The sequence below is a fragment of the Paenibacillus jilunlii genome (genome assembly GCF_900102965.1).
GTDB classification, from domain to species: Bacteria; Bacillota; Bacilli; order Paenibacillales; family Paenibacillaceae; genus Paenibacillus_AQ; species Paenibacillus_AQ jilunlii.
Genome location: NZ_FNGM01000003.1, coordinates 466,664 through 488,421 on the forward strand (window position 1 = coordinate 466,664; position 21,758 = coordinate 488,421).

Here is a 21,758-nt window from a genome sequence, read left to right on the forward strand (position 1 = left end):
TATCGCTAAACTGTTGCCCGTTAGCTTAATGCAAAAAAGGCCTGATTTCTCAGGCCTTCTCCGCTTCAGATCTGTTGTCCAGTTCTATTTAAACTCCGGAAGCCATTGGCCATGGGCAGCTATCAAGTCGTCGCACATGGCTACAATGTCATCCATCGACAGCTCGGCGGATGTATGCGGGTCCAGCATCGCCGCGTGATAGATATGCTCCTTTTTGCCGGTTACAGCCGCTTCAATAGTCAGCAGCTGCGTATTAATATTCGTGCGGTTGAGGGCAGCGCATTGCGGCGGGAGATCGCCAACATAGGTAGGAGTCACTCCGCTGGCATCGACAAGACAAGGCACTTCAACACAGGCTTCCCGCGGGAGATTCGTGATCAGTCCGGTATTCAGCACATTGCCGCCGATTTTGAATGGCACATCGGTTTCGATGGCTTCAAGAATATAAGAAGCATATTCATGGGAGCGTTCATGATGCAGCGCTGTATCATGAACCAGCTCCTCGCGCATCTGCTTCCACTTGCTGATCTGCTCCACACACCGGCGCGGATATTCGTCCAGCGGAATTTGAAACCGTTCGATCAGCTCAGGGTAGTTCCGTTTGATGAAATAGGGATGATATTCGGCATTGTGCTCTGAAGATTCCGTAATGTAATATCCGAACTTCAGCATCATTTCATAACGGACCATATCATGATGGTGCTCTTGTTGCTTCTCAGCAGCCCGGCGCTTAATTTCCGGATACAGATCCACTCCATCCTTCGTAACTTCCAGCAGCCAAGCCATGTGATTAATACCGGCGATCTTCGCCTGCACACCTGTCTGGTCCATACCAAGCGCTTCGAATAAGCCGGGAATACAGTGCTGCACGCTGTGGCACAACCCCACCGTCTGCACTCCGCCATACGTGTTCATTACATTAGTCAGCACTGCCATCGGGTTGGTGTAATTCAAGAAAAGAGCGTCCGGGCATACCTCACGGATATCGGCGGCAAAATCAAGCATAACCGGTATCGTGCGCAGGTTGCGGAAAATTCCGCCAATGCCGACTGTGTCTGCGATCGTCTGGCGGAGTCCGTATTTCTTAGGAATCTCAAAATCTGTAACCGTGCATGGCTCATAGCCGCCTACCTGGATCGCATTAATCACGTACTTGGCATCACGCAGCGCTTCCTTCCGGTCCGTGTAGGCCTTCACAATACATGTGCTGCCCGTACTGGCCTTGATATTGTTCAGCATCCTTCTGGAATCCTCAAGCCGCTCCAAATCTATGTCGAACAAAGCAAGCTCAAAGCCCTGCAATGCCGCTGTCCCCATGCAGTCACCCAACACATTCTTAGCAAAAACTGTACTTCCGGCACCGATAAATGTAATTTTAGACATCCCTGCTTCTCCTCCTCATTAGTTGCACTATTCATTAATAAATATAGATGATAGCGTGTACAATGAATATGGATAAAGACAAGAGAAGTATGGATAATTGTTGCATTTAAGACATTCCTGTTGTAGCCTGACAATAGTGTGTCTCAAGCTATTAATAAGGTGGACTGTCCATGATACCTGAACATTATGACTTTAAAGCCGGATTCAATCTGCTGCCGGAGGAGCAAGACCTCGCCGTTCTGTTCAGCGGCGAAGGCAAACCGTTTCCCGGCCATAAAATCGGACCCTCCGTACATGATTATTATCTGATCCATACTGTTTTGGATGGTAAGGGTCATTTTCAGAGCAGCACGGTCACTCAGCAGTGCCGGAAGGGTGATACCTTCGTGATCTTCCCCGGTTCGCTTTTCAGCTATCAGGCGGATGAGCACACCCCTTGGCACTATGCCTGGGTTGCACTTCAAGGTACAGGTGTATCCGGACTTCTGGCCGATATCGGCATTACGAAGGAGCGGCCGCTGCTGCAAACAGAGAATACATCTGAGCTGCACAGCTTGTACGAACGAATCCGCTTGTGCTTTAAGCAATCTGCCTATCCCCGCCTGGAAAGTCTGGAGGCTTCCGGCTGGACAAGACTGTTGCTCCACCATTTCGGGCAGGACAACCTTGCCCTTCTGCCCGCAAGGCCCAAGGAGCTGCCGGAAATCATCGACCGCCAGATTGACCAGGCTATCCGCTGGATCTCGCTGCAGTTCCATCAGCAGATCAGCATTGATCATATGGCGGCTACGCTAGGTTACCATCGTGCGCATCTTTCCAAGGCTTTCAAGCAGAAAACAGGACTGTCGCCCAAGCAGTATCTGCTGAAAATGCGGATGGACAAAGCCAAAAGTCTGCTCTCCGGCACACTCACAATTGATCAGGTGGCTTCTTCCGTCGGCTTCAACGATGCCCTGTATTTCTCCAGGCAGTTCCGCAAATTCAGCGGCATGTCGCCCAGTGAATACCGCTCGATGCTGCGGCAGGGATAGACTGGGCTTGCCAGTTTATACGGTACGTTCTTTTCTCCGCCGCATCAGCCATAGAATGATCAGGATAACGGCTGCTCCGCAAATGGCATAGCTTACCGGGCGCATGTACTTCTCAACAATGGTACAATTGTCACCCAGGCGGTATCCCAGATAGACCAGCGCGATATTCCAGGGCAGGGAGCCAAGTGCGGTAAAAAAGATAAACTTCCCGGTCTTCATCCCGGCGATTCCGGCGGGCAAAGAGATAAAGGTGCGGATAAAAGGCAGCATTCGGGTGAAAAATACGGTCCCCTCCCCGTAACGTTCGAACCAGCGCTGGGACTGCTCCAGGTGGCGGGAGTTAAAGAGAATATATTTCCCATACTTCTCCAGCAATTTTCTGCCGCCATGCATCCCTACGTGTAACTCCCGTTCCTTAAAGAATCATTAATTTATGGCTTATGGCTAGAAAAAGCTAACCGAGAATGGCGTTTGGATTACTCAACAAAGATTGATGATGATATAATGAATAGTGAAACGGAGTTGATCTTTCATGGAGCTTCTTAACCCTAGAAATGATTTTCTATTCAAACGGATTTTTGGCAGCGAAGAGAACCGCGATGTTTTGCTTGCTTTTCTTAATCGTACTTTTGCTGAAGCCGGGAAGCCACCGCTAAGTGAGATTATCCTGCTTAACCCGTACACCGAGAAAGACTCTCCTCGAGATAAACAGTCTATACTGGACATACGGGCCAGAACAACCGAAGGTGAGATCATCAATGTAGAAATGCAGTTGTTTAATAAATACGATACTGAAAAAAGGACGTTATTTTATTGGAGTAAGCAGTACTCAGGGCAATTACAAGAAGGACAGGCTTACAGCAGACTTAAAAGATGCGTGACCATTAACATTTTAAACTATGCTTTTCTGCCAAACGATTTGTATCATAGTGTTTTCCATTTAAGGGAAGACCGGACTGGTATAGAGCTGATCGATGACATTGAGGTACACTTTCTCGAGCTTCCGAAGCTGGATGAGCAAGCTGTCTCTATCGAAGAAGGCGGGCTAGTGAATTGGCTGCTGTTCCTAAAGGGTACAGATCAATCTAAGTGGGAGGTGCTGACAATGAATGAACCTGTATTAAAAAAGGCAATGGATACCTTAGAGTTTTTGAGTCAGGATTTGGAAGCCCGCAGACAATATGAAGACCGGCAGAAGTATCTTCACGATGAAGCGTCTATGTATGAAGCGGCTGAGAGAGCGGCAATACGTGCGCGTGCTGAAGGGGAAGCTAAGGGAAAAGCCGAAGGAAAAGCTGAGGGAGAAGCTGAAGCAAAAAAAGAAGTGGCCAGAAAACTGCTTGCTCTAGATGTCAATCCTTCTGTAATAGCCGAAGCATCGGGGCTATCAGAGGAAGAGATTAGGGCGTTAAAGCCATTGCAGTGAGAAAAGAACAAATTCATTATAGAACATGCATAGCTACAACAAACGGGTACACTGTCCTTAGCCGGACAGTGTACCCGTGTTTTTTAGGATTAGGGTTGCCTGGGTTGCCTTGTAGTTCACCCTTTCCGGAGATCCTTAACCCTAAGATTGGAGCTGAACAGGCCGGAAGGACTGGTGAGCTTATAAGAAGGATAATTTTCTTCTGCGGCCAGGGTCATAGAGGAATCGAATAAGGATTCCTGCTGGCGGTCACACAAGAAAGTATAGGGTTCGTTCTGAATAACGATGTCTGTAGCATTGGGTGAGTCTACGATCTGAATGACAAGGACACCATTGCAGCCGCAATCTTCGGTATCATAGAACAGCTTGAGGAAGCCCGGTCTGCCATCCAGGCTCTCTCCCAGCCGTCTGACGGTTAATGGGTCAAGTTGAATTTGCATCTCACAGTTCTCTCCTTTGATCTGTAAAGTACGTAGCGGAACCTGTGCAAAACAGTATAGACCTATTCTTCCCGCAACTCCTGTGATTGCAGTCACTTCAATTATGACACCATATAACCGTTAGCGATAGCTAGCCGATCCGGGAACGCGCTGCCTTTTCCATACTTAGCAGCTGATCTCTTACGGTAATTGACTCCCCAATGATGATGATGGCCGGATTGCTGATCTTCATAGCGGCAGCCAGCTTATCTATATTGCCTAACGTTCCTGTAACTGTGCGTTCACGGACCGTCGTTCCATTCTCAATCAGCGCAGCAGGTGTCGCAGGGTTCTTCCCATACTTCAATAGCTGCTCACGGATTTCAGCTAATGTGCTGACTCCCATATATATGACCAGAGTATCCACGCTGTGGACAAGCCCTTCCCAGTGCACGGCTGAAGCATGATCATGGCAGCGGCTGCCCGTCACAATGGCAAAAGATGCTGCAAGCCCGCGGTGGGTCAGCGGAATTCCGGCCGAAGCCGCCGCGCCGATGGCTGAGGTGATGCCGGGAATGACCTCATAAGCGATGCCGGCGGCCGCGACCGCCAGCGCTTCTTCCCCGCCTCTCCCGAACACATAGGGATCGCCTCCCTTCAGCCGGACCACTTGATTTCCGGCGGCTGCATATTTAATCATCAGCTTTTCGATGGCCTCCTGCGGCATGGAATGACGGCCAGGAGCTTTGCCGCAGTAGATTCTCAGTGCCTCCGGTTTCACGTAGCCCAGAATTTCTTCATTCACCAGCCGGTCATAGAGAATCACGTCAGCTGTCTGAATCCTCCGCACGGCTTTGACGGTAAGCAGCTCCGGGTCTCCTGGTCCTGCTCCGACAATCGACACACTCCCTTGGTTCATAGGCTTCTCTCCGTGGCTGCTATTCTGCTGACCGGTTCACTTAGTTTCATATTATTCATGAATAGCCCCCCTAATATGGACTCATAAGGATTACAACGTCAGATAGATTGAACCATTGCTCTGGTCCACTTCGACCTCATACGTAACTACATGGCCATGATCCGGCTCCTGGACCACACCGGTGTGCAGATCAATGCGCCAATCATGGAGCGGGCAATGCACCTTTGAGCCACAGACCATTCCCTCCGACAAGGCTCCGCCTTTGTGCGGGCACTTATTCTCGACCGCCAGCACTTCTCCATCCGACAGGCGGAACAGTGCAATCTCACGGTCACCTACTCTGACGATACGGGAGCCTTTAATATCAATATCTGTCACCTTGCCCACAAGCATTTTGGTCATTTCCATCAGGTTCCCCTCCTATACCGTCTTCATTTCGGACAACTGCTCGAAATTTTTACGCAGCTCCGGCTCATTCACAATCTGCTTCCAGGGATCGGTTGTCACACTAAGCGCAGTGTGGATTCTCTCCTGAAGGGCAAGCCGGTTCTCCCGTACCTCCAGCACTTCCTTGATACTGTCCAGTCCTACCCGCTCCACCCATTGCGCGGTCCGCTCATTCCAGCCGGCCTGTTCGCGGTAATATTGCAGGAATGCGCTGGCCCACTCCAGGACCTCATCATCGGTTTTGACCACACAGAGCAGATCCGTGGCCCGCACATGCACGCCGCCGTTACCTCCGATGTGAAGCTCCCAGCCGCCGTCTATGGCGACCACGCCAAAATCCTTAATCGTTGCTTCCGCGCAATTGCGCGGGCAGCCGGATACCGCAAGCTTCACCTTGCCCGGTGTATTCAGCCGCTCGAATGCTTTCTCCAGCCGGACTCCCATACCCATGGCATCCTGGGTACCAAACCGGCAAAAGGTTGAGCCGACACAGGTTTTGACTGTGCGGAGCGTCTTGCCGTAGGCATGGCCTGAAGGCATATCCAGCTCTTCCCACATCTTGGGCAAGTCTTCTTTTTTGACACCGAGCAGATCCAGTCTCTGCCCTCCGGTGAACTTCACCAGCGGAACCTCGAATTTGGCGGCAACCTCGGCAATCTTCATCAGTTCAGCAGGTGAGGTTACACCGCCGTATATCCGTGGAACAACGGAGTAGGTTCCGTCTTTCTGAATATTGGCATGATAACGCTCATTGGTGATCCGGGATTCTTTTTCATCGATATATTCTTCAGGCCACAGCATCCCCAAATAGTAATTCAGAGAAGGACGGCATTTGGCACAGCCTTCTTCCGTATTCCATTCCAGGACGTTCATGACTTCCTTAACGGTCTTCAGCTCCATGCGCTTGATTTCCGCGACAATTTCGTCCCGTCCCAGTGTGGTGCAGCCGCAGATGCCTTCCTTCACTGTCATTACATTATCTCCGGCGTAAAGCTGCAGGAGTCCTTCCACCAGCGGTTTGCAGCCGCCGCAGGATGCGGAGGCCTTAGTGCAGGCTTTGATCTGGCCGACACTCGTACAGCCGCCGGACTGAATCGCTTCGGCAATAGTACCTTTGGATACCCCGTTGCAGCCGCAGATGATCTCGTCATCGGCCATTCCTTCGAGCCGGTTGCCTTTGGGGGAAGCCAGTGCATCTGAGGATATGCCGAGCAGCAGCTCTTTTTCTTTGCCTTTAATGTTTTCGCCATTTTTGATCATGGAAAAGAGCTGGGCACCATCGCCGGTATCCCCGAACAAAACGGCGCCGACCAGTTGGTCATCCTGGATAACCAGTTTCTTGTAAACCCCTTCGATCTCGTCCTGATACCGGAGGGCTCTGGTGCCGGGCTGCTCTGTGAATTGGCCTGCCGAGAAGACATCGACACCGGACACCTTCAGCTTGGTTGAGGTTACCGAACCGGCATAGCCGTCAGTTGCCGCACCGGCCAGTCTTTTAGCCAGAACCGCCCCCTGTTCGTAGAGCGGTGCCACAAGCCCGTAGGCAATCCCCCTATGCTCTGCACATTCACCCACGGCATAGATGCCGGGAATATTTGTTTCCATGTAATCATTAACGACGATGCCCCGGTTCGTCTTGACTCCGCTTTTCTGCGCCAGCTCGACATTGGGCTTGATGCCGACAGCCATAACGATCAGATCTGCTTCGGCAATTTCTCCGTCTGCGAACAACAGGCCTTTGACTCTTTTTTTGCCGAGAATCGCTTCAGACTGCTTATTCAGCAGAAACTTCATTCCCTGCTCTTCCAGCTCCTTGCGGAGCATCACGGATGCCGGTTCATCCAGCTGGCGCTCCATGATATAAGGATGGATGTGTACAACAGAGACCTCCATTCCCAGATGCAGCAGCCCTCTGGCCGCCTCCAGACCCAGAAGCCCGCCGCCGATCACCACAGCTTTGCGGTATCTTTGTGAGGTTTCCTGCATGATCTGGCAATCCTTGATATCGCGGAAAGCAATGACCCCTTCCTTCTCGGCTCCCGGAAGCGGCAGCATAAACGGATTGGAGCCTGTCGCCAGTATCAGTTCATCATAGGGCAATACGATTCCTTTATCGGAGTATACTTTTCGCTCAGCAGTATCAATAGAAGTAATCGTGTGGCCCATATATAACCGGATGCCATGGCTGTGATACCATTCCAGATCATTGATAATGATCTCCTCCATGCTGGAGCCGCCTGCCAGAACAGAGGACAGCATAATCCGGTTGTAATTGGGATGCGGCTCTGAGCCGAAGATGGTAATCTCATAAGCCTCCGGGGACAATTTCAATAAATGCTCGATAGCCCGCACCCCGGCCATCCCGTTGCCCACCAATACGAGTTTCTTGCGAATGTCTGTCATCTGTCTCTCTCCTCTCCATGTGGACAACAGAAAAAGCCCGCTTCACTCCACACGGAAACATACATCTCCCGTTGTGAAAAGTGAAAGCAGGCGCCATTGCCGCTTCAAGCGAATACACCATTGTATTCGAAGACTTGTTGAAATTCTTACACCGACTATACTACAGGAATTCAATTTACGTCAATATTGTTAACACATAAAATTTTATAATTTTAATTTATCGACAAAATCACATAATTTGTGTTATATAATATTACATCACCTTTTTTTCTTATCTAAGATGTAATTCTTCCCCACCCGATGACTACGAAGTAAAAAGGAGCGTCAAACTATGCATTCCCTGTTGATTATTCAGAATAACAAAACAGAGAACGTCACAGAAGAGCGTTCATCAACAGGACCGGACTCCCTGCTTCGTTCCTGTGGTTATGTAGTCACGGCTGCAGCTTCTCCAGAGGAGGCGAAGCTGATGATCCGTGATGCGGATGCTTCCATCCTCGATCTGCCGGTTACAGAGATCAACACCTGGAGAGCATCGCTGATGCAGTGCAAAACCGCTCCCATTCTATGGTGGTGCACCTCATCAACGGCGAACTTGTCGGTTGCTGCCTGCGGGGATGATATTATGGTGGACGGAATTTTGTCCCCTTCCATGCAGCCTCAGGACATTCACTGGATTCTTCATTTCAGTGCCAGGCAATGCTTCGAGCGCCAGCAGTGGCTCAAGGAGCGGGAGCAGCTGTTGTCACGGATTGAAGAGCGCAAATGGATTGATATGGCCAAAGGCATCCTCTCCAAAGCCAAGAATATCAGCGAATCCGAAGCCTATGACCTTCTTCGCAAGCAAGCCATGAATGAACGCAAGCGGATGGTTGATGTAGCTACTTCTATAGTTAAGGTGTATCAACTGCTGCAGGATCAAACTTAAGGAGAATCCCATATGATTAATATTCTAAAAGAAGTCGCCCGGGGCAAACGGGGAGCCCGTGATTTAAGCTACCAGGAAGCGGAATACGCAGCGGAGGCCATTCTCAGCCAGACAGCTTCACCTGTGCAGATCGGTGCTTTTCTGATTGCGGAACGGATTAAGCTGGAGAGCATTGAAGAGCTGGAGGCCTTTGTGTCCGTCTGCCGCAAATACGCCCACCGTGAACCGGTACAGCAGGGTCTGGATTGTGCCGGTCCTTATGATGGCCGGAAGAAGTCTTTTGCCGCAACGTTTCCGACTTCCTTCTTATGTGCTGCGGCGGGTCTTCCTGTCACCCTTCACGGGTCAGCCTCATTACCGCCTAAATGGGGGATTACCCTGCAGGATATTATTCAGGAATCGGGGATTGAGGCGACTGCGCTCAGCCGGGCGGAAGTGGTGGAATCTGCAGGCAAAAGCGGTGTGCTGTACGTCCATGCGGAAGCGTGGTGTCCGCCTCTTGCGTCTATCCGCCAGCTTCGTGAGGATATCGGCATGCGGACGATCTTGAATACGGTAGAAAAGTTCATTGATTACGCCTGCTCGCCTTACATCGTATTTGGAATCTATCATAATACGGTCTTTGACCGCATCTCCAGAATGATTCTTAAGCTTGGCTACCGCAAAGGCCTGGTTGTACAAGGAGCGGAAGGCTCCGAGGATCTCTATATCGACCGCCCGAACAGGGTATATTACGTGGCAGATGGAACAGCCCAATTAGACATTATTGATCCGGAGCTGTTAGGTTTGGAAACGCCGGTGCCGGAAATGGACTGGACTCCCCGGCTGCAATTGTCGGCAGCAGAAGCTGTGCTGCAGGGAGGCGGACATATCGCCTTTTACAATCAAGTGCTGCTTAATGGGGCTGCCCGCCTGCATCTGGCCGGAAAAGTCAATTCGATTGAAGAAGGCCTCTATACCTGCAAGCATCTGCTGGATAACGGTGACGCCTGGGTAGTCTATACGAAATGGAGAAGCTCACTGCTTGGCAGCAAAACCCCGTCAGAGTCTGGCTTGTCCATCTGAAGCATAAACCAAAAAAACGCGTACCCGTACTCAAACGGATGCGCGTTTTTACTTTTTACTGCCTTCTTTCAAATGCCTCAGAGGGTTCCCTCTTACTTCAAATTCAACGCCTGCTGCGGCTTGCCTGTTGTTGAATCCCTTTGCGGCTCACGCGCCCCTCCTAACTTGAACACCAGAATCCCTCCAACAATGACCAGCACTCCGATAAGCTGATTGAAGGAAAACGCCACCTTGGTCAGGCCCAGCCAGCCCAGTGAATCCCAGAGAAGTGCAAATCCCAGCTGCGAGGTGAGCACGATGGAAATGGCATAAGTAGGTCCAAGCAGCCGGGTGGCCTGCACCAGACAGATGACCACGCCTACGCCGATCATGCCGCTGAACCAATACCAGGGCTGCATATGCTGCAGGGTGAACATATTTTTGCCTTCCATAATCAGTCCCATTAGCAGTGAGGCGATAAATCCCATACCTAACACCAAGGTTGTAGTGGACCAAGACCCCGTATGCTCATTGACCTTAGTGTTGAAAATATTCTGTAAACTAACCAGCGAACCGGCGATCAGCGCCAATATTAATCCTATTAACATTTCTAATTCACTCCATTCAAAAGCATAATCTTATGTCTTTCAGTTAGACTCATAGATGTTGCGGCTCGCAAGTGCGGTAAGCCCTGCCTTGTCTTTTACCAGAAGATGTCCGTTTTCCCTTTCGATCAGGCCGTCTTGTGTAAGCTTGTGAATGACCCGGTTCAAATGCCTGTAGCTTGTTCCAATAAAATTGGCGGTGTCGGTCAGGTTGATCGTACTCAGCTGGCCGGTAAAGTTAGGATCGGATTCATCATAGGAGATGGACAGCAAATAACTGGCTAGCCGCACTTCTACAGGATGCATCAGATTCAAGCTGAGGAAATTGGATTTGCGGTAGAACTTCTGAGTGATCATTTCCAGCATAAAATGCAGCAGGGGCGGATGCTCCTTGCCGTATTTGTTCAGCCAGCGGTATTCTAGGCCAAGCATATGCACCGGGGATACGGCCTCCACCGTATTAATCATTTCCGTGCCTTGAATGTATTCGACATCACCGATCAGCTCCAGCGGTGTTTTGAACGAGATAATCAGCGTTTTTCCTTCAGGAGTGGTGGTGAAGATTTTCAGCTTCCCTTTGACCAGAACGTATAGATATTCGGAAGGATCACCTTTGGAGCAGATATGCTCCCCTTGTGCGAAGCTGTAGAGATGCAGATGCCCGCTAAGCTGTTCATTAAAAATAGCCGTCAGGGAATATGCTGCAATGTATGCCTGAAGCTGCTCCGAATCCTGAATTTCTTTCATGGCCTGCTCCCATTCTTAAAATTTCAAAATCACCACACCGGCAATCATCATCCCGATTCCGATAAACTGCGGCAGCCGCATCTTCTGCTTCATAACACCGAACCACCCTTTGATATCAATCAGAAAGGTCAGGCAGAGCTGGGCGATCAGCAGTGCGGAAATGGTAAGTGTTACACCGATGTCCTGAATAGCTGTAACTTCGCTGAAAATAACAAATGCGGCCAGCGCCCCGCCGAACAGATATAAAGGTTTGACCTGCTTAAATCCCTGTTTCTTCGCATCCCGCACGAACAGCAGAATCATCAGCGCCATTACGAATCCGGTAAATTGGGTAATCGTTGCAGCCTGCCAGGTGCCAATATCCTGGCTGATCCTGGCGTTGGCCACCCCTTGCAGGGTAATGCAGGCCCCGCCGATAAAGGCAAAAATAATCCCTTTCATAACTTCTCTCCTCTGTCTTAATCTCTGTATTCATTAAAAGACATATTCATGATTTGCGGTAGGACATATGTCCTCAGCATCGTAACCGGTCCTCCGGGAAAAACTGTCCAGAGACAGCAGAAAGCCCGTCTTGGCCGCAAAAGGGCTTCAAACGGGCTTAAATCATGCGCTGTGCTGCCGCATTGAACGTTAATTCAGCAGCTTCTGCTTATAGAGCTGGTCAAAAATCATCCGGCTGACAGCCGACACCCGCTCCCGGTCTTCATAGGCAAGCCAAGCGATCTCGGCAATTTCCGAGGCCGGAGTCAATTCTCCGGTGTAATCGGCTGTAAAACAAGCCATCTTCACCTGAACGCCTTCAGCTTTGCCATGGGCGGCAGCTTCAAAACTGCCGAAAGGTGTGACTGTATCGGACAGGATGTCCACGGACAGCTCTTCTTTGACTTCCCGGATCAGCGTCTGGACATCCGTCTCGCCGGACTCTCTTTTTCCTCCGGGAAAATAATAAGTATCTTTACCTTGAGAGCGTGCGCCCAGCACACGTCCTTCTGATATAACAATCCAGGCCACCTTATCGATGATTCCGTTCATCATTCCAGTAATCCTCCTCAGCTTCTTCTCTCCAGGTCCTAATTAAAAAACATATCCGGAGATTAGGATAGGACATATGTCCCGGCGGATCAGCTGATGGGTCCAAAGTCGTTTTTGATGTGCATATGCGCTTGTGCTTCATCCCAAGGGACGGAATAGGACTGGCCTTTGGCGCAAAAGATAGATGATGAGGGATACGCCGGATCGGCATCCTTATTGTAATTTTTGAGTGCGATGACTGACTCCGTCTGGTGACAAGGCTGGTACCCCGCAACCTTTAGCGAGAGAGCGCCTTTCCCTTGGGTCATTGCAGCCAGCCGGACTGCGTAATTCAAAAAAGTGGCTACCGGTACCTTGCCGGTGATAACCGCTTTGGTTCCGGTGATCTCCGGTGGACCAAAGCTGCCGTTCGCCTGCTGGATGTCTGTCATTACTTTCCCCAAGTCATCGGTGTCTATCCTGATTTTGAGGTCATAGACCGGTTCAAGCAGGATATTCTCAGCCTGCTCCAGCCCCTGGCGTAAGGCGCGGAGCGCTGCTTCCCGGAAATCGCCGCCATGCGTATGCTTGTTATGCGCTCTTCCGCTCAGCAGTGTCATCCGCAGATCGGTGAGCGGCGAACCCGTAAGCAATCCATGATGCCCGCTCTCCAGCAGATATTGCCCGATTTGGTGCTGGTAGCCCACTGCCAGATCATCGGGGTGGCACTCGTTGATGAACACCAGGCCGCCGCCCCGTTCACCCGGTTCAATCCGCAGCAGGACCTCGGCATAGTGCTTCAGCGGCTCAAAATGTCCGCAGCCATACACCGGAGCAGCTATTGTCTCCTTGTATAGAATCTCCGGCGGGCCAAACGCCACCGGAATCATGAACCGGTCCCGCAGGATCTGCTCCAGAATCTCCAGCTGAATCTGGCCCATCACCTGAATATGCAGCTCCTGCAGCGTCATATCCCAGCTAACATTCAGAGAAGGGTCCTCTGCTCCCAGCAGTTGAAAGGCCGTCAGCACCTCCTTCAGATGCACCGGCGGCTCGAACAGCACCCTGGACTTCAGCGTTGGGGCCAGTTCGCTGTCCCGTCTGTCCTGCAACACCCCAACACCGTCCCCCGGCCTAACGGCCGACAGCCCGGTGACTGCAAACAGCTCACCCGCCGCTGCCCAATCCACCGGGACATACTTCAGGGCATTCACTTTACGGATTCCGGTAATCCGCTCCGGTTCCGCCTCCGCTGACGCTCCACAATTCAGCTCTTCCCTTACCTTGAGCACTCCCTGAAGTGCTTTGATATAGGTCATCCGGGTCCCCTTCTCATCATGACGGATTTTGTACACTCTGCCTGCAAAAGGAAGTCCGGCATCATAATCCGTTACGGTCAGCGACTTCAGCCTGTCCAGAAAAACATCAATGCCCACATCCAGCAAAGCAGAGCCCGCCATGCATGGGAATATGGTGCCTTCCCGGATCATAGACCTCATCGCTTCCTGCCAATCTGCATCGTTCAATGACCCTTCAAGATAAGCGTCCAGCAGCCGTTCATCGCGTTCAGCCAGAAAAACCTTCAACTCCTCAGAGGTTTCTCCGCTTTCCGATTCCGGGAGCAGCACTGCACTGCCGCTCAGGCCGCTGTAGATTTCACCGAACACACGCTGTGGATCGGCACCGGTACGGTCTGTTTTATTGATAAAAAAGAAGGTCGGAATCCCGTGACTGCGCAGCAGCTGCCAGACGGTTTCCGTATGGCCTTCCACACCTTCGACGGCGCTGACAATCACTACAGCATAATCCAGCACCTGCAGCGCGCGCTCCATCTCCGGTGAGAAATCGACATGTCCGGGAGTATCCAGCAGAAAATACCGCGTGTCGCCGAGGACAAACTCTGCCTGATCCGCAAACACGGTAATCCCACGCGCTTTTTCAATCTCATGGGTATCCAAAAAGGTATCCTTATGGTCCACTCTGCCCCGGCTGCGTATTGCCTGTGTATGATAAAGCAGCTGCTCGGCAAAAGTGGTTTTACCGGCGTCGACATGCGCGAGCAGTCCGATGGTAATATTTTTCATAAAGTAATGCTATACACCTCCATGGATATGGGGGGCTGCTTCAGTCTTATAAGCCTCCCGCTCTAATGGTCTATCTGGTTTTCCTGAATATGATTTTGTAATTGTATTTGAGTGTGCAAACTGCGGATGTCTCTAATTCGCTCGGAATCTCCAAATTCGCATAAGCTTTCAACTGCTTGCGAAAAATTATATTCTAGTGTCCCATTGTTGTTATAGATTTCAGTCAACTCACTTATTGCATAATCATACATAGTGTTATCCATATAATTAAGAATAATCAGGTAAGGATCTCTATCCTTCTTGAATTCCTCATTCATCATTTTGCGTGAAGTGATAGGCTCCATTTTTCCCCATTCCTCTCTTATAACAAATATGGGTACATATTGAAGAATGGTTATATAAGAATTTAATAAGACCTTATCCTCGTAAGGCTGGTCAATCATGAGAAACCTTATAGTTGCACCAACGCCATATTCCATAGACCATGCCTTCAATATCTTACGTTTTTGGTGTTCCTCTGCAGTTTCCGACCAAGCCGTAAAAATCCGCTCAATATCCTCTTCATGATGCTCCATTAAAACCGGATAGCTGAAATGTACAGATAAATAGTTTTTTATCTGCTGTTTCAATCCTTCTCCACCAACCTTCTGCTCATAAATCATACCCAGCAAAGACAGATTTGTTTCGTTGTCATTAAACAGGATTTTAAGAGCAGACTGTTCTTCAGAGCTTCCATACAAACGGGCAAACAGCGAGATAATCGTTTTCCGTTTATAGCTGTATGAATATGATCTCTCTTTGTTATACTCTTTATTGAATGTAGTAAATAAATATGAAAACAGCAGCAGGTTCCTTCCCTCTGTAGACAAAGCTATTTTCTCTCCCAGTTTCTTGTGAAATTCCTGTGGAGAGGTTTTGTTTACTAAATACGCCTGCTGCTTTTCAGCCTCCAAGAACCCTTGTTCCAGCGCTAAATAGAAAGAATCCGTATCCGCCTCGGATAATTTTTGATACGGCATAGAGTACATGAAATAAGTCCAAAAGTGCTCAGGCGTACCTATTCTCTTTTGTATGATCCACTCCGTTTCGATTTCTTTATAATTTATGGATGGAAACAGTTTTTTTAGAGGCGTAACATAGGGAGCATAGGCAGCTTTTAATTGATTCATCAATTCTGTCCCCATCTTATCCTCCTTTAGCTTGCCAAGGAAAAAATCGCTATGCTTGAGAATGAATTCGAATAAACCGGGCTTTGACACTTTAATCAACAGTAAACTAAGCAGATCCAATGGAAACACATCTCTATGCAACAATGGCAAATACAGCCGGTAAAGATTACTTAAGCGCTGCAAATTACGCGGAGAAATTTCCATCTGCATTAGAATATCTTTTACTTGTATCGGGGTAACAAGTATTCCCTCAGCCTTAAGAATGGGCTCGAGCATTTCCCACCCCAGGTTGGCCAGAAGCACGGGATCACAAGCAGGTATGTACAGCGGGATCTGAATGAATTTTTCCAGATATTCTTTCCCTACATCTCTGACGAAGTCTTTGGAATACATCTGTGCCAGTGAATTTGTAACGATCTCCTCATCCATGGCAATTATATAAGTGGTCTTCGGGAAATCAGCGATCATCCGCACGAGCTTGAACACCATTTGAATCTCCTTGTTGTCCAGCCGGTCCAGATCATCGATAAAAACGATAAGCTTGATATCAGCGAACTTAAGCCGTTCTACAATTTGCTTCCGCATCTCTTCGGCATCCATATATTCTTTGCTGAATTCGGTATTAACAGGTAAATCCTTGAAGTTAATGATTAATCCTGGCGGACGCAGACTGATTGGGGTGAGGAATTTCCGGTAAGCTTTCAGATCGCGGATCAGCCCGGCATCATAGGCTCCGGAATGCTCTTTAATAGAATCTATGAGCTTATTTAAAAATTCGGGTATCAGATTCATATAATCCTTACCGAAGAACCAGGGCTGGAAACGGACAATAACCGGCTTGCTCTTACTTTTGTCAAATTGCCTTTCCATCAGGTCAAAAATTGAAGTTTTTCCTGAACCCCATGGTCCGTACAGACCAATGGTTAATGCGCCTTCGTTTATTTTTGCCGTATGCTTTTCAATTGTTGCGGCAACGTGTCCGGCAAACGCTTCCCTGTTCAGCGCATCCCGCCCCTCTTTACCCAGAGAGGATTCTGTTTTGAAATTCAGTTCATGCATGGTGCTGCCATTATGGTCATCCGCTATGCACCGGAATTTTCTGTAGACTGTTAAGAGCAGCACTATCCCTAATAGAACTAATACTGATAAACAGATTATAAATGTTATCTCATAGAGATCCGAAAATAAGGGTCCTGACCAGTCCTTATTCTGGTCATTACTTTGATGATCAATGACTACTGCTGCAGCAACGCCATTCATGAGCAGAAAAAAACGGTCCTCCAGCGGATTTTTAATGCCTGAACCTGCTCCCCGAAGTACTCCAAACCCCCTCCAGCAAATGGCTAAGGCTGCTATTACATAAGCTAATACTATCAGCTGTTTTTCATAACCTATGTAATCCTGGCTGAACACAGAGGCAGCATAAATTCTAAGTATCAATAAAACAATATACGCAATCACAACGCAAAACATTGGCGGCAGTAGTTTTCCCCACAACCAATTGATCTGACTATACACCACTTTCAAGAAGTACCACCCTTTTAAAAAATATAGTTTTTCATTATGCCAAACCCGTTATCTAATTATAGTTTATCTATTGGCTAACCTCTGATGCTGAAATATGTATTTTCTGTGCGGAATTGCTCGAAGGCAAAGTGCCGGCCCGCAAAAAAGGACTCTAATCCAGGCTTAGCTTGGATCAGGGTCCCTTTTTAATGTGCAGCTTGTGCTGTATGTTATTATTTGTTGATGGTATAGTCCACCGTCTTCACTTTGCCGTCCGCAAGGCTTGCATAGGTAAAGGTCATTACATTTCCTTCGCGCTTTTTTAATACAAGCATTTTGGTCACCACATACGTGTCACTGCCATCTGCTGCGTCCCAGTCTTTGCGGTCAGCGGAGCTAATCAGTTTCACGCTTAAATTCGTGGTTTCTCCTGAGCGGGTATTGACCGCAAACAGCTCGGTATGCTCCAGATTGCGTACAAGCGCGATATCTTCAGCCGCATACTCAACCGTAAAGTCACCTGTCCTTCCTGTACTCTTCTCCAGTTCAAACAGTTTGCCAAGACTGCCGTCGGCATTAATATACTGCACGTTTTTGCCATCCGTCATATACAACTGTTTTGCCGGGATCTCCGCTGCATGCGGATAGGCGACAATGGTGTAGTGATAGTCCATTTGCTTCAGAATTTTACCGTTACGGATTAAGGCCTGATAGCCATTGCTGAAATCATGGAACATAGCGTAGTGTTTGTCTATCAAAAGCAGCAAATCGCTGCCATTCCCCGCACTTTTGATCTGTAACCAGAAAGAGTAAGGCGTTTCGCCCAGAGGAAATGTCCCGATGGATTCCGGCTTGCTCCCTGATGAAGCGCTCCGAAAGATTTCTCCGCTCTTCTGCGATACCCAATAGGTCCTGCCCTGGATGGCAGCCGAAGTAAATCTCGGTTCATCCACCAGCATGATGTTGCCGCTGCTCTTGTCCGTCCAGGTTTTGCCGCCCAGGATACTGACTGAAGCTACCAAGGGGACGTACACTTTACCTTTGAGAATATTCGGGGCTTTGGCGAGTGTTACGGGTGAATCATTCGTTTCCACCTTTTTGGATTTGGCTGTAAAAATCACTTCACGCCCCGGACGCACCAGTTTAGCGGTTGCAGTCTTCTGATTCCAGGAGAGTGCATAGCCCATCGAACCAGCCAGTTCCTTCAATGGTACCCATGTTGCACCTTCCATGATGATCTGACTGCTGCCCATCGGAGTATGCTTGTCGTTCAATACAATTCCATTTTCTCTTGCATGTACTGTCCCGGCGCTTAAGGCAAACCAAATTGCAGCAAAAACGGCCAGTGATTGCTTCCATTTTTTCATTCGCAGAGTCTCCTTATAAATTGTCCTAAGGAATTGGACGCTTTGTACTGGGAAAAGTTGCAAAATCGGAGCCTGTCTTGATTTTACTTCATTAGATCCGCTCTGCTATGATGATCGTGGAGGCGACTTACATGACACTTGAATTCAATACTTACGATAAGTGGGATGACGGGCTGTGGGCAGCAATGGAGCCGCTCTACCGGGAAGCTTTCCCGCACGGCGCCAAACCGGTGGGCATTCTGCGTGCCATGCTCGATAAAAAAATCGCCTGGCTGCATACCGGATACCGTGACGGAAAACTCGCGGCGATGGCCGTTACAGGACTCAGCGGACCCGTGGCGGAACGGATGCTAATTATCGACTATATGGCTGTAGATGCCGGGCTGCGCGGCCAGGGCCTGGGAAGAAAGTTTCTAGAGCTGATCCGCGACTGGGCGGTACAGAAGCATGACATTCAGGCGGTTCTCATTGAAGTAGAAGCAGGCGATTCGGAAGAAGATGCGGCGCGTGTCCATTTTTGGGAACACTGCGGTTTTAGGGCTACGGAGTATGTGCATCAATACATTTGGCTGCCTGAGCCTTACCGGGCCATGGTGATGCCGCTCACCCGGAATTTTACCATTACGGATGATGGACAAGCCTTGTTCCGCCGGATTACCGATTTCCATCGGAAGTCTTTTCAGAAGAGCGGGAGCAAAGGAGTATGAAAAATGCCTATTGAAAATATTACTTTTCCTGACCTTGCGGCGAATCTGGGAAAACCTGCAGCAATTCAGGCTCTAAAAGGAACCGGCAAGGATGCCGTCTCTCTGCTTGCGCTGGATCAGAATAGTGATCTCTGGCAAATCGATTTGCATGCTGGACGCGCCGCAATGCTGCTGCATGTGGATATTCCCGGTCTGGAATTGCAGGAACCTGTCCAGATTGTAGTTTCGGCAGATGAACGCTTCGCTGCGGTTTCGGGCAGATTCAGCCAGCATGCTGCGCTGTACGATCTTCAAGAAAGCAAATTGATCACACCGCTGTCACGAGACGATTATCATTATGATGTCTGCACCTTCCCGCTCGCTTTTGCTGAGCATGAGGGCCGGACGCTGTTGATTCACGGTACTGAATGGAACCGGTTGGATATGTTGGATGTCCGCTCTGGTGAAAATATGACTGCCCGCCAGAATCAACCACACGTAGATGAACAACGCCCGGAACATAATCTTGATTATTTTCATAGTAAAATCCATATCTCCCCTCAAGGGGACTGGATCGTTGATACTGGTTGGATATGGCATCCCATCGCTTCGATACGATCTTGGAGTCTTTCGGCCTGGCTCAGTAACTGCTGGGAATCGGAGGATGGAGCTACCTTGCGGAAGCTTGGGCAGCTGATGGAGGACTGGGATCAACCCGCAGTCTGGCTCGATTCGTATACACTGGCTATTTGGGGTCAATTGTCCATCGATATGTACGAGGAAGAGGATATGAAGGATTATGGCGAACACCTATACTCTCACTTTCTGGCTATATTCGATGTGCAAACCGGAGAACAAAAGGGGCTGTTTACTCCAGTGCCTGCTTACCGGACGAAACCACCAATCAATGGAGGCATGTATTATCCGCAAGGTCAAATTGCCGCAGTGAACGGCAGGATTGTAATGTGGGGACCGGAAAATGGCCTGTCGATCCTGAATCCGGATACAAGTGAAATGGAGTTCTATGATGAGAAGTTATGCCCTGATTTTTACCATCCATATGCGGGTGTATTTCTTGAAATCGATGAGTCTGGCCGTATTGCCGGGAAGCGATTAACCTTCAAATGAACACAGCAAGCACAGACGCAATCTTACATACGAATACCGGTACAGCTGCACCTGCTAATCTGAACAACGTTAATAAGCGAGCGCAAGAAATAGCAAGGCTGTCGGGTGAGCTGGGTTATGCAGCGGAAGCCTCCCAGTTGGCTGAGAGGCTTTGTTATTTCACTGAACATAATGATAATATCGTCTATGTGGCAGATGCGGGCGGTCCGCTCCTTGGCTGGATTCATGCTGAGGTACGTTTTCTGATTGAATCCCCGCCTTTGTGGAAATAAGCGGTGAGGCTATAAATTTACTTTAGCAAACTCATAAAATTTCAAGACCTCAGCCCATGCCGGGAACCCGGCTTGGGCCATTTTATCGCTGCCGCCGCCTTTTCCCTGGAATTCACCCAGGTGGGCTTTGAAGAAAGCTCCACAGGACAATCCGGCACTGCCGCTGCAAGCCAGGACCACTTTGTTCTCTAGTGCGGTCAGCAGAAGTACGGGGAGTTCAGTGTTTGCAGTCAGTTTGGCAGCCAAACTCTGCAAATCCTTATGTGATTTGTCCTCAAAGATGTGCGCAACTACCCTTGCATCGGGCTCAAGCCCGGACAACAATTCTTTTGCCATATAGATGTCGTTCTGTTCCCTGAGTACAGCCAGCTCAGCCTGAAGCTGTTTCTGCTCGGCTTCCCATTTTCCGATCCGGTCCATAATTTCATCTTTGCCTGTATTGAACTTAGCAGAAAGGGCGCCGAGGATGCGTTGATTATCGTTAGCTTCATCCAAAGCCCGCCCACCGCATTTGAAGGTGATCCGGATGTTGCCCTTCTGCTTCTCCGCCCTCAGCAGCTTGACCATCCCGATGGCTCCTGTAGAAGATACATGAGTTCCGCCGCAGGCGTTATGCTCTACTCCCTCAATCTCAACAATCCGGATGTTCTCGGTTACCTTGGGCAGCTTCACCAGTGGCAGGCTGGCCATTTCCCCGGGGGTGACAAAATAGCTCACGATATTGTGGTCCAGCACCACTTGCCGATTGACCTCCCACTCTGCCGCCGCCAGCTGATCCGGTGTTAGCTCCTGGAGTTCAAGGTCGATGGTCGCATAATCATTGCCCAGGTGAAAGCTTAGGGTCATGGCCTGGAACAGCTCGCGGAATACCGCTGACAGCAGATGCTGGCCGCTGTGCTGCTGCATATGATCGAACCGGCGGTTCCAGTCAATCTCACAACTTACTTGGCTTCCATCTGGCAGACTCTCAACCTTGTGCAGCACCACGTCCTCTTCAAGGATGACGTCAAGCACGGGGGTCCCGCCAATGGTTCCGGCATCACAAGGCTGTCCGCCTCCATGCGGATAAAATGCGGTTTCCTCCAGAACTAGAAACAGTCCGTCCTCACGCTCTACGACTTGGCTTACAGATGTATGCCAGTCCTTCAAATAAGCTGACTCGTAATATAGCTTTTTTGTCATA

At 49.4% G+C, this 21,758-nt stretch carries 21 protein-coding genes; 7 read left to right on the forward strand and 14 right to left on the reverse strand.

All coding sequences use genetic code 11. The annotated features are described in order from the left end of the window. Positions 1 to 84 precede the first annotated feature (84 nt). Positions 85 to 1,383: an alpha-glucosidase/alpha-galactosidase gene (gene melA, locus BLQ82_RS09170; protein WP_062528196.1), complete on the reverse strand. Its 1,299-nt coding sequence runs from the start codon at positions 1,381 to 1,383 to the stop codon at positions 85 to 87. Positions 1,384 to 1,553: 170 nt separating this feature from the next. On the opposite strand from melA, the gene BLQ82_RS09175 reads away from it, so the two are divergent. Further along, the gene (locus tag BLQ82_RS09175; RefSeq protein WP_208810662.1) at positions 1,554 to 2,414 is read left to right on the forward strand and encodes an AraC family transcriptional regulator; all 861 of its coding nucleotides are present in this window, start codon (positions 1,554 to 1,556) and stop codon (positions 2,412 to 2,414) included. A gap of 15 nt (positions 2,415 to 2,429) precedes the next feature. Here the strand turns inward: BLQ82_RS09175 and BLQ82_RS09180 are convergent, their stop codons facing one another. Beyond that, entirely contained in the window at positions 2,430 to 2,807 is a 378-nt protein-coding gene (locus BLQ82_RS09180) for a DedA family protein (protein ID WP_062528194.1), read from the reverse strand. Positions 2,808 to 2,946: 139 nt separating this feature from the next. On the opposite strand from BLQ82_RS09180, the gene BLQ82_RS09185 reads away from it, so the two are divergent. Continuing rightward, the gene (locus tag BLQ82_RS09185) at positions 2,947 to 3,840 is read left to right on the forward strand and encodes an Rpn family recombination-promoting nuclease/putative transposase (RefSeq protein ID WP_062528193.1); all 894 of its coding nucleotides are present in this window, start codon (positions 2,947 to 2,949) and stop codon (positions 3,838 to 3,840) included. A gap of 116 nt (positions 3,841 to 3,956) precedes the next feature. On the opposite strand, the gene BLQ82_RS09190 is transcribed toward BLQ82_RS09185, so the two are convergent. The 4 genes from BLQ82_RS09190 to nirB all read right to left on the reverse strand — a co-directional run bounded on the left by BLQ82_RS09190 (position 3,957) and on the right by nirB (position 8,028). Then, on the reverse strand, positions 3,957 to 4,280 hold the full coding sequence (locus tag BLQ82_RS09190; RefSeq protein ID WP_062528192.1) for an iron-sulfur cluster biosynthesis family protein: 324 nt from the start codon (positions 4,278 to 4,280) through the stop codon (positions 3,957 to 3,959). 130 nt (positions 4,281 to 4,410) lie between these two features. Further along, a complete protein-coding gene (gene cobA / locus BLQ82_RS09195) occupies positions 4,411 to 5,178 on the reverse strand; it encodes a uroporphyrinogen-III C-methyltransferase (RefSeq protein ID WP_062528191.1) in 768 nt (255 codons plus the stop codon). A gap of 90 nt (positions 5,179 to 5,268) precedes the next feature. Next, positions 5,269 to 5,580 carry a nitrite reductase small subunit NirD gene (gene nirD / locus BLQ82_RS09200; protein WP_074648083.1) on the reverse strand — a complete coding sequence of 104 codons (312 nt, stop codon included), beginning with the start codon at positions 5,578 to 5,580 and terminating at the stop codon, positions 5,269 to 5,271. 18 nt (positions 5,581 to 5,598) lie between these two features. After that, a complete protein-coding gene (nirB, locus tag BLQ82_RS09205; protein WP_062528190.1) occupies positions 5,599 to 8,028 on the reverse strand; it encodes a nitrite reductase large subunit NirB in 2,430 nt (809 codons plus the stop codon). A 331-nt stretch (positions 8,029 to 8,359) separates the two neighbouring features. Between nirB and BLQ82_RS09210 the strand changes: the two genes are divergently transcribed. Both BLQ82_RS09210 and BLQ82_RS09215 read left to right on the forward strand, forming a co-directional pair. Continuing rightward, positions 8,360 to 8,956, forward strand: a complete 597-nt coding sequence (locus BLQ82_RS09210) for an ANTAR domain-containing response regulator (RefSeq protein WP_062528189.1) — start codon at positions 8,360 to 8,362, stop codon at positions 8,954 to 8,956. A gap of 12 nt (positions 8,957 to 8,968) precedes the next feature. Further along, on the forward strand, positions 8,969 to 10,021 hold the full coding sequence (locus BLQ82_RS09215) for an anthranilate phosphoribosyltransferase (protein WP_062528188.1): 1,053 nt from the start codon (positions 8,969 to 8,971) through the stop codon (positions 10,019 to 10,021). A gap of 92 nt (positions 10,022 to 10,113) precedes the next feature. Here BLQ82_RS09215 and BLQ82_RS09220 read toward each other — a convergent pair whose 3' ends face one another. The 7 genes from BLQ82_RS09220 to BLQ82_RS09250 all read right to left on the reverse strand — a co-directional run bounded on the left by BLQ82_RS09220 (position 10,114) and on the right by BLQ82_RS09250 (position 18,489). Continuing rightward, a complete protein-coding gene (locus BLQ82_RS09220; protein ID WP_062528187.1) occupies positions 10,114 to 10,608 on the reverse strand; it encodes a DMT family transporter in 495 nt (164 codons plus the stop codon). A 39-nt stretch (positions 10,609 to 10,647) separates the two neighbouring features. After that, positions 10,648 to 11,352, reverse strand: a complete 705-nt coding sequence (locus BLQ82_RS09225) for a Crp/Fnr family transcriptional regulator (RefSeq protein WP_062528186.1) — start codon at positions 11,350 to 11,352, stop codon at positions 10,648 to 10,650. A 15-nt stretch (positions 11,353 to 11,367) separates the two neighbouring features. Further along, on the reverse strand, positions 11,368 to 11,793 hold the full coding sequence (locus tag BLQ82_RS09230) for a DMT family transporter (protein ID WP_062528185.1): 426 nt from the start codon (positions 11,791 to 11,793) through the stop codon (positions 11,368 to 11,370). 189 nt (positions 11,794 to 11,982) lie between these two features. After that, entirely contained in the window at positions 11,983 to 12,384 is a 402-nt protein-coding gene (locus BLQ82_RS09235; protein ID WP_062528561.1) for an NUDIX hydrolase, read from the reverse strand. Positions 12,385 to 12,473: 89 nt separating this feature from the next. Then, the gene (locus tag BLQ82_RS09240) at positions 12,474 to 14,447 is read right to left on the reverse strand and encodes an elongation factor G (RefSeq protein WP_062528184.1); all 1,974 of its coding nucleotides are present in this window, start codon (positions 14,445 to 14,447) and stop codon (positions 12,474 to 12,476) included. Between the two features lie 62 nt (positions 14,448 to 14,509). Further along, positions 14,510 to 17,137 (reverse strand): KAP family P-loop NTPase fold protein, encoded by a 2,628-nt coding sequence (locus tag BLQ82_RS09245; RefSeq protein ID WP_244280747.1) that lies wholly within the window; start codon positions 17,135 to 17,137, stop codon positions 14,510 to 14,512. 218 nt (positions 17,138 to 17,355) lie between these two features. Further along, positions 17,356 to 18,489: a copper amine oxidase N-terminal domain-containing protein gene (locus BLQ82_RS09250; protein ID WP_062528182.1), complete on the reverse strand. Its 1,134-nt coding sequence runs from the start codon at positions 18,487 to 18,489 to the stop codon at positions 17,356 to 17,358. Between the two features lie 131 nt (positions 18,490 to 18,620). Between BLQ82_RS09250 and BLQ82_RS09255 the strand changes: the two genes are divergently transcribed. The 3 genes from BLQ82_RS09255 to BLQ82_RS09265 are packed head-to-tail and all read left to right on the forward strand — an operon-like array spanning position 18,621 to position 20,575. Further along, the gene (locus tag BLQ82_RS09255; RefSeq protein ID WP_062528181.1) at positions 18,621 to 19,196 is read left to right on the forward strand and encodes a GNAT family N-acetyltransferase; all 576 of its coding nucleotides are present in this window, start codon (positions 18,621 to 18,623) and stop codon (positions 19,194 to 19,196) included. A 3-nt stretch (positions 19,197 to 19,199) separates the two neighbouring features. Continuing rightward, complete coding sequence (locus BLQ82_RS09260; RefSeq protein WP_062528180.1) at positions 19,200 to 20,303, forward strand: hypothetical protein; 1,104 nt, start codon at positions 19,200 to 19,202, stop codon at positions 20,301 to 20,303. After that, on the forward strand, positions 20,300 to 20,575 hold the full coding sequence (locus BLQ82_RS09265) for a hypothetical protein (protein ID WP_062528179.1): 276 nt from the start codon (positions 20,300 to 20,302) through the stop codon (positions 20,573 to 20,575). The genes BLQ82_RS09260 and BLQ82_RS09265 overlap by 4 nt, the downstream gene beginning before the upstream one ends. 9 nt (positions 20,576 to 20,584) lie before the next feature. Here BLQ82_RS09265 and BLQ82_RS09270 read toward each other — a convergent pair whose 3' ends face one another. Further along, positions 20,585 to 21,757, reverse strand: a complete 1,173-nt coding sequence (locus BLQ82_RS09270) for an alanyl-tRNA editing protein (RefSeq protein ID WP_062528178.1) — start codon at positions 21,755 to 21,757, stop codon at positions 20,585 to 20,587. Position 21,758 lies beyond the last annotated feature (1 nt).

Bases quoted from the DNA above. Each gene is read 5' to 3' on its own strand.
- BLQ82_RS09180 (WP_062528194.1), bottom strand. From the start codon at position 2,807: ATGCATGGCGGCAGAAAATTGCTGGAGAAGTATGGGAAATATATTCTC.
- BLQ82_RS09250 (WP_062528182.1), bottom strand. From the start codon at position 18,489: ATGAAAAAATGGAAGCAATCACTGGCCGTTTTTGCTGCAATTTGGTTT.
- BLQ82_RS09175 (WP_208810662.1), top strand. From the start codon at position 1,554: ATGATACCTGAACATTATGACTTTAAAGCCGGATTCAATCTGCTGCCG.
- BLQ82_RS09230 (WP_062528185.1), bottom strand. From the start codon at position 11,793: ATGAAAGGGATTATTTTTGCCTTTATCGGCGGGGCCTGCATTACCCTG.
- BLQ82_RS09225 (WP_062528186.1), bottom strand. From the start codon at position 11,352: ATGAAAGAAATTCAGGATTCGGAGCAGCTTCAGGCATACATTGCAGCA.
- melA (WP_062528196.1), bottom strand. From the start codon at position 1,383: ATGTCTAAAATTACATTTATCGGTGCCGGAAGTACAGTTTTTGCTAAG.
- BLQ82_RS09210 (WP_062528189.1), top strand. From the start codon at position 8,360: ATGCATTCCCTGTTGATTATTCAGAATAACAAAACAGAGAACGTCACA.
- BLQ82_RS09185 (WP_062528193.1), top strand. From the start codon at position 2,947: ATGGAGCTTCTTAACCCTAGAAATGATTTTCTATTCAAACGGATTTTT.
- BLQ82_RS09220 (WP_062528187.1), bottom strand. From the start codon at position 10,608: ATGTTAATAGGATTAATATTGGCGCTGATCGCCGGTTCGCTGGTTAGT.
- BLQ82_RS09190 (WP_062528192.1), bottom strand. From the start codon at position 4,280: ATGCAAATTCAACTTGACCCATTAACCGTCAGACGGCTGGGAGAGAGC.
- BLQ82_RS09235 (WP_062528561.1), bottom strand. From the start codon at position 12,384: ATGAACGGAATCATCGATAAGGTGGCCTGGATTGTTATATCAGAAGGA.
- BLQ82_RS09270 (WP_062528178.1), bottom strand. From the start codon at position 21,757: ATGACAAAAAAGCTATATTACGAGTCAGCTTATTTGAAGGACTGGCAT.
- cobA (WP_062528191.1), bottom strand. From the start codon at position 5,178: ATGAACCAAGGGAGTGTGTCGATTGTCGGAGCAGGACCAGGAGACCCG.
- BLQ82_RS09265 (WP_062528179.1), top strand. From the start codon at position 20,300: ATGAACACAGCAAGCACAGACGCAATCTTACATACGAATACCGGTACA.
- BLQ82_RS09260 (WP_062528180.1), top strand. From the start codon at position 19,200: ATGCCTATTGAAAATATTACTTTTCCTGACCTTGCGGCGAATCTGGGA.
- BLQ82_RS09255 (WP_062528181.1), top strand. From the start codon at position 18,621: ATGACACTTGAATTCAATACTTACGATAAGTGGGATGACGGGCTGTGG.
- BLQ82_RS09215 (WP_062528188.1), top strand. From the start codon at position 8,969: ATGATTAATATTCTAAAAGAAGTCGCCCGGGGCAAACGGGGAGCCCGT.
- nirB (WP_062528190.1), bottom strand. From the start codon at position 8,028: ATGACAGACATTCGCAAGAAACTCGTATTGGTGGGCAACGGGATGGCC.
- nirD (WP_074648083.1), bottom strand. From the start codon at position 5,580: ATGACCAAAATGCTTGTGGGCAAGGTGACAGATATTGATATTAAAGGC.
- BLQ82_RS09240 (WP_062528184.1), bottom strand. From the start codon at position 14,447: ATGAAAAATATTACCATCGGACTGCTCGCGCATGTCGACGCCGGTAAA.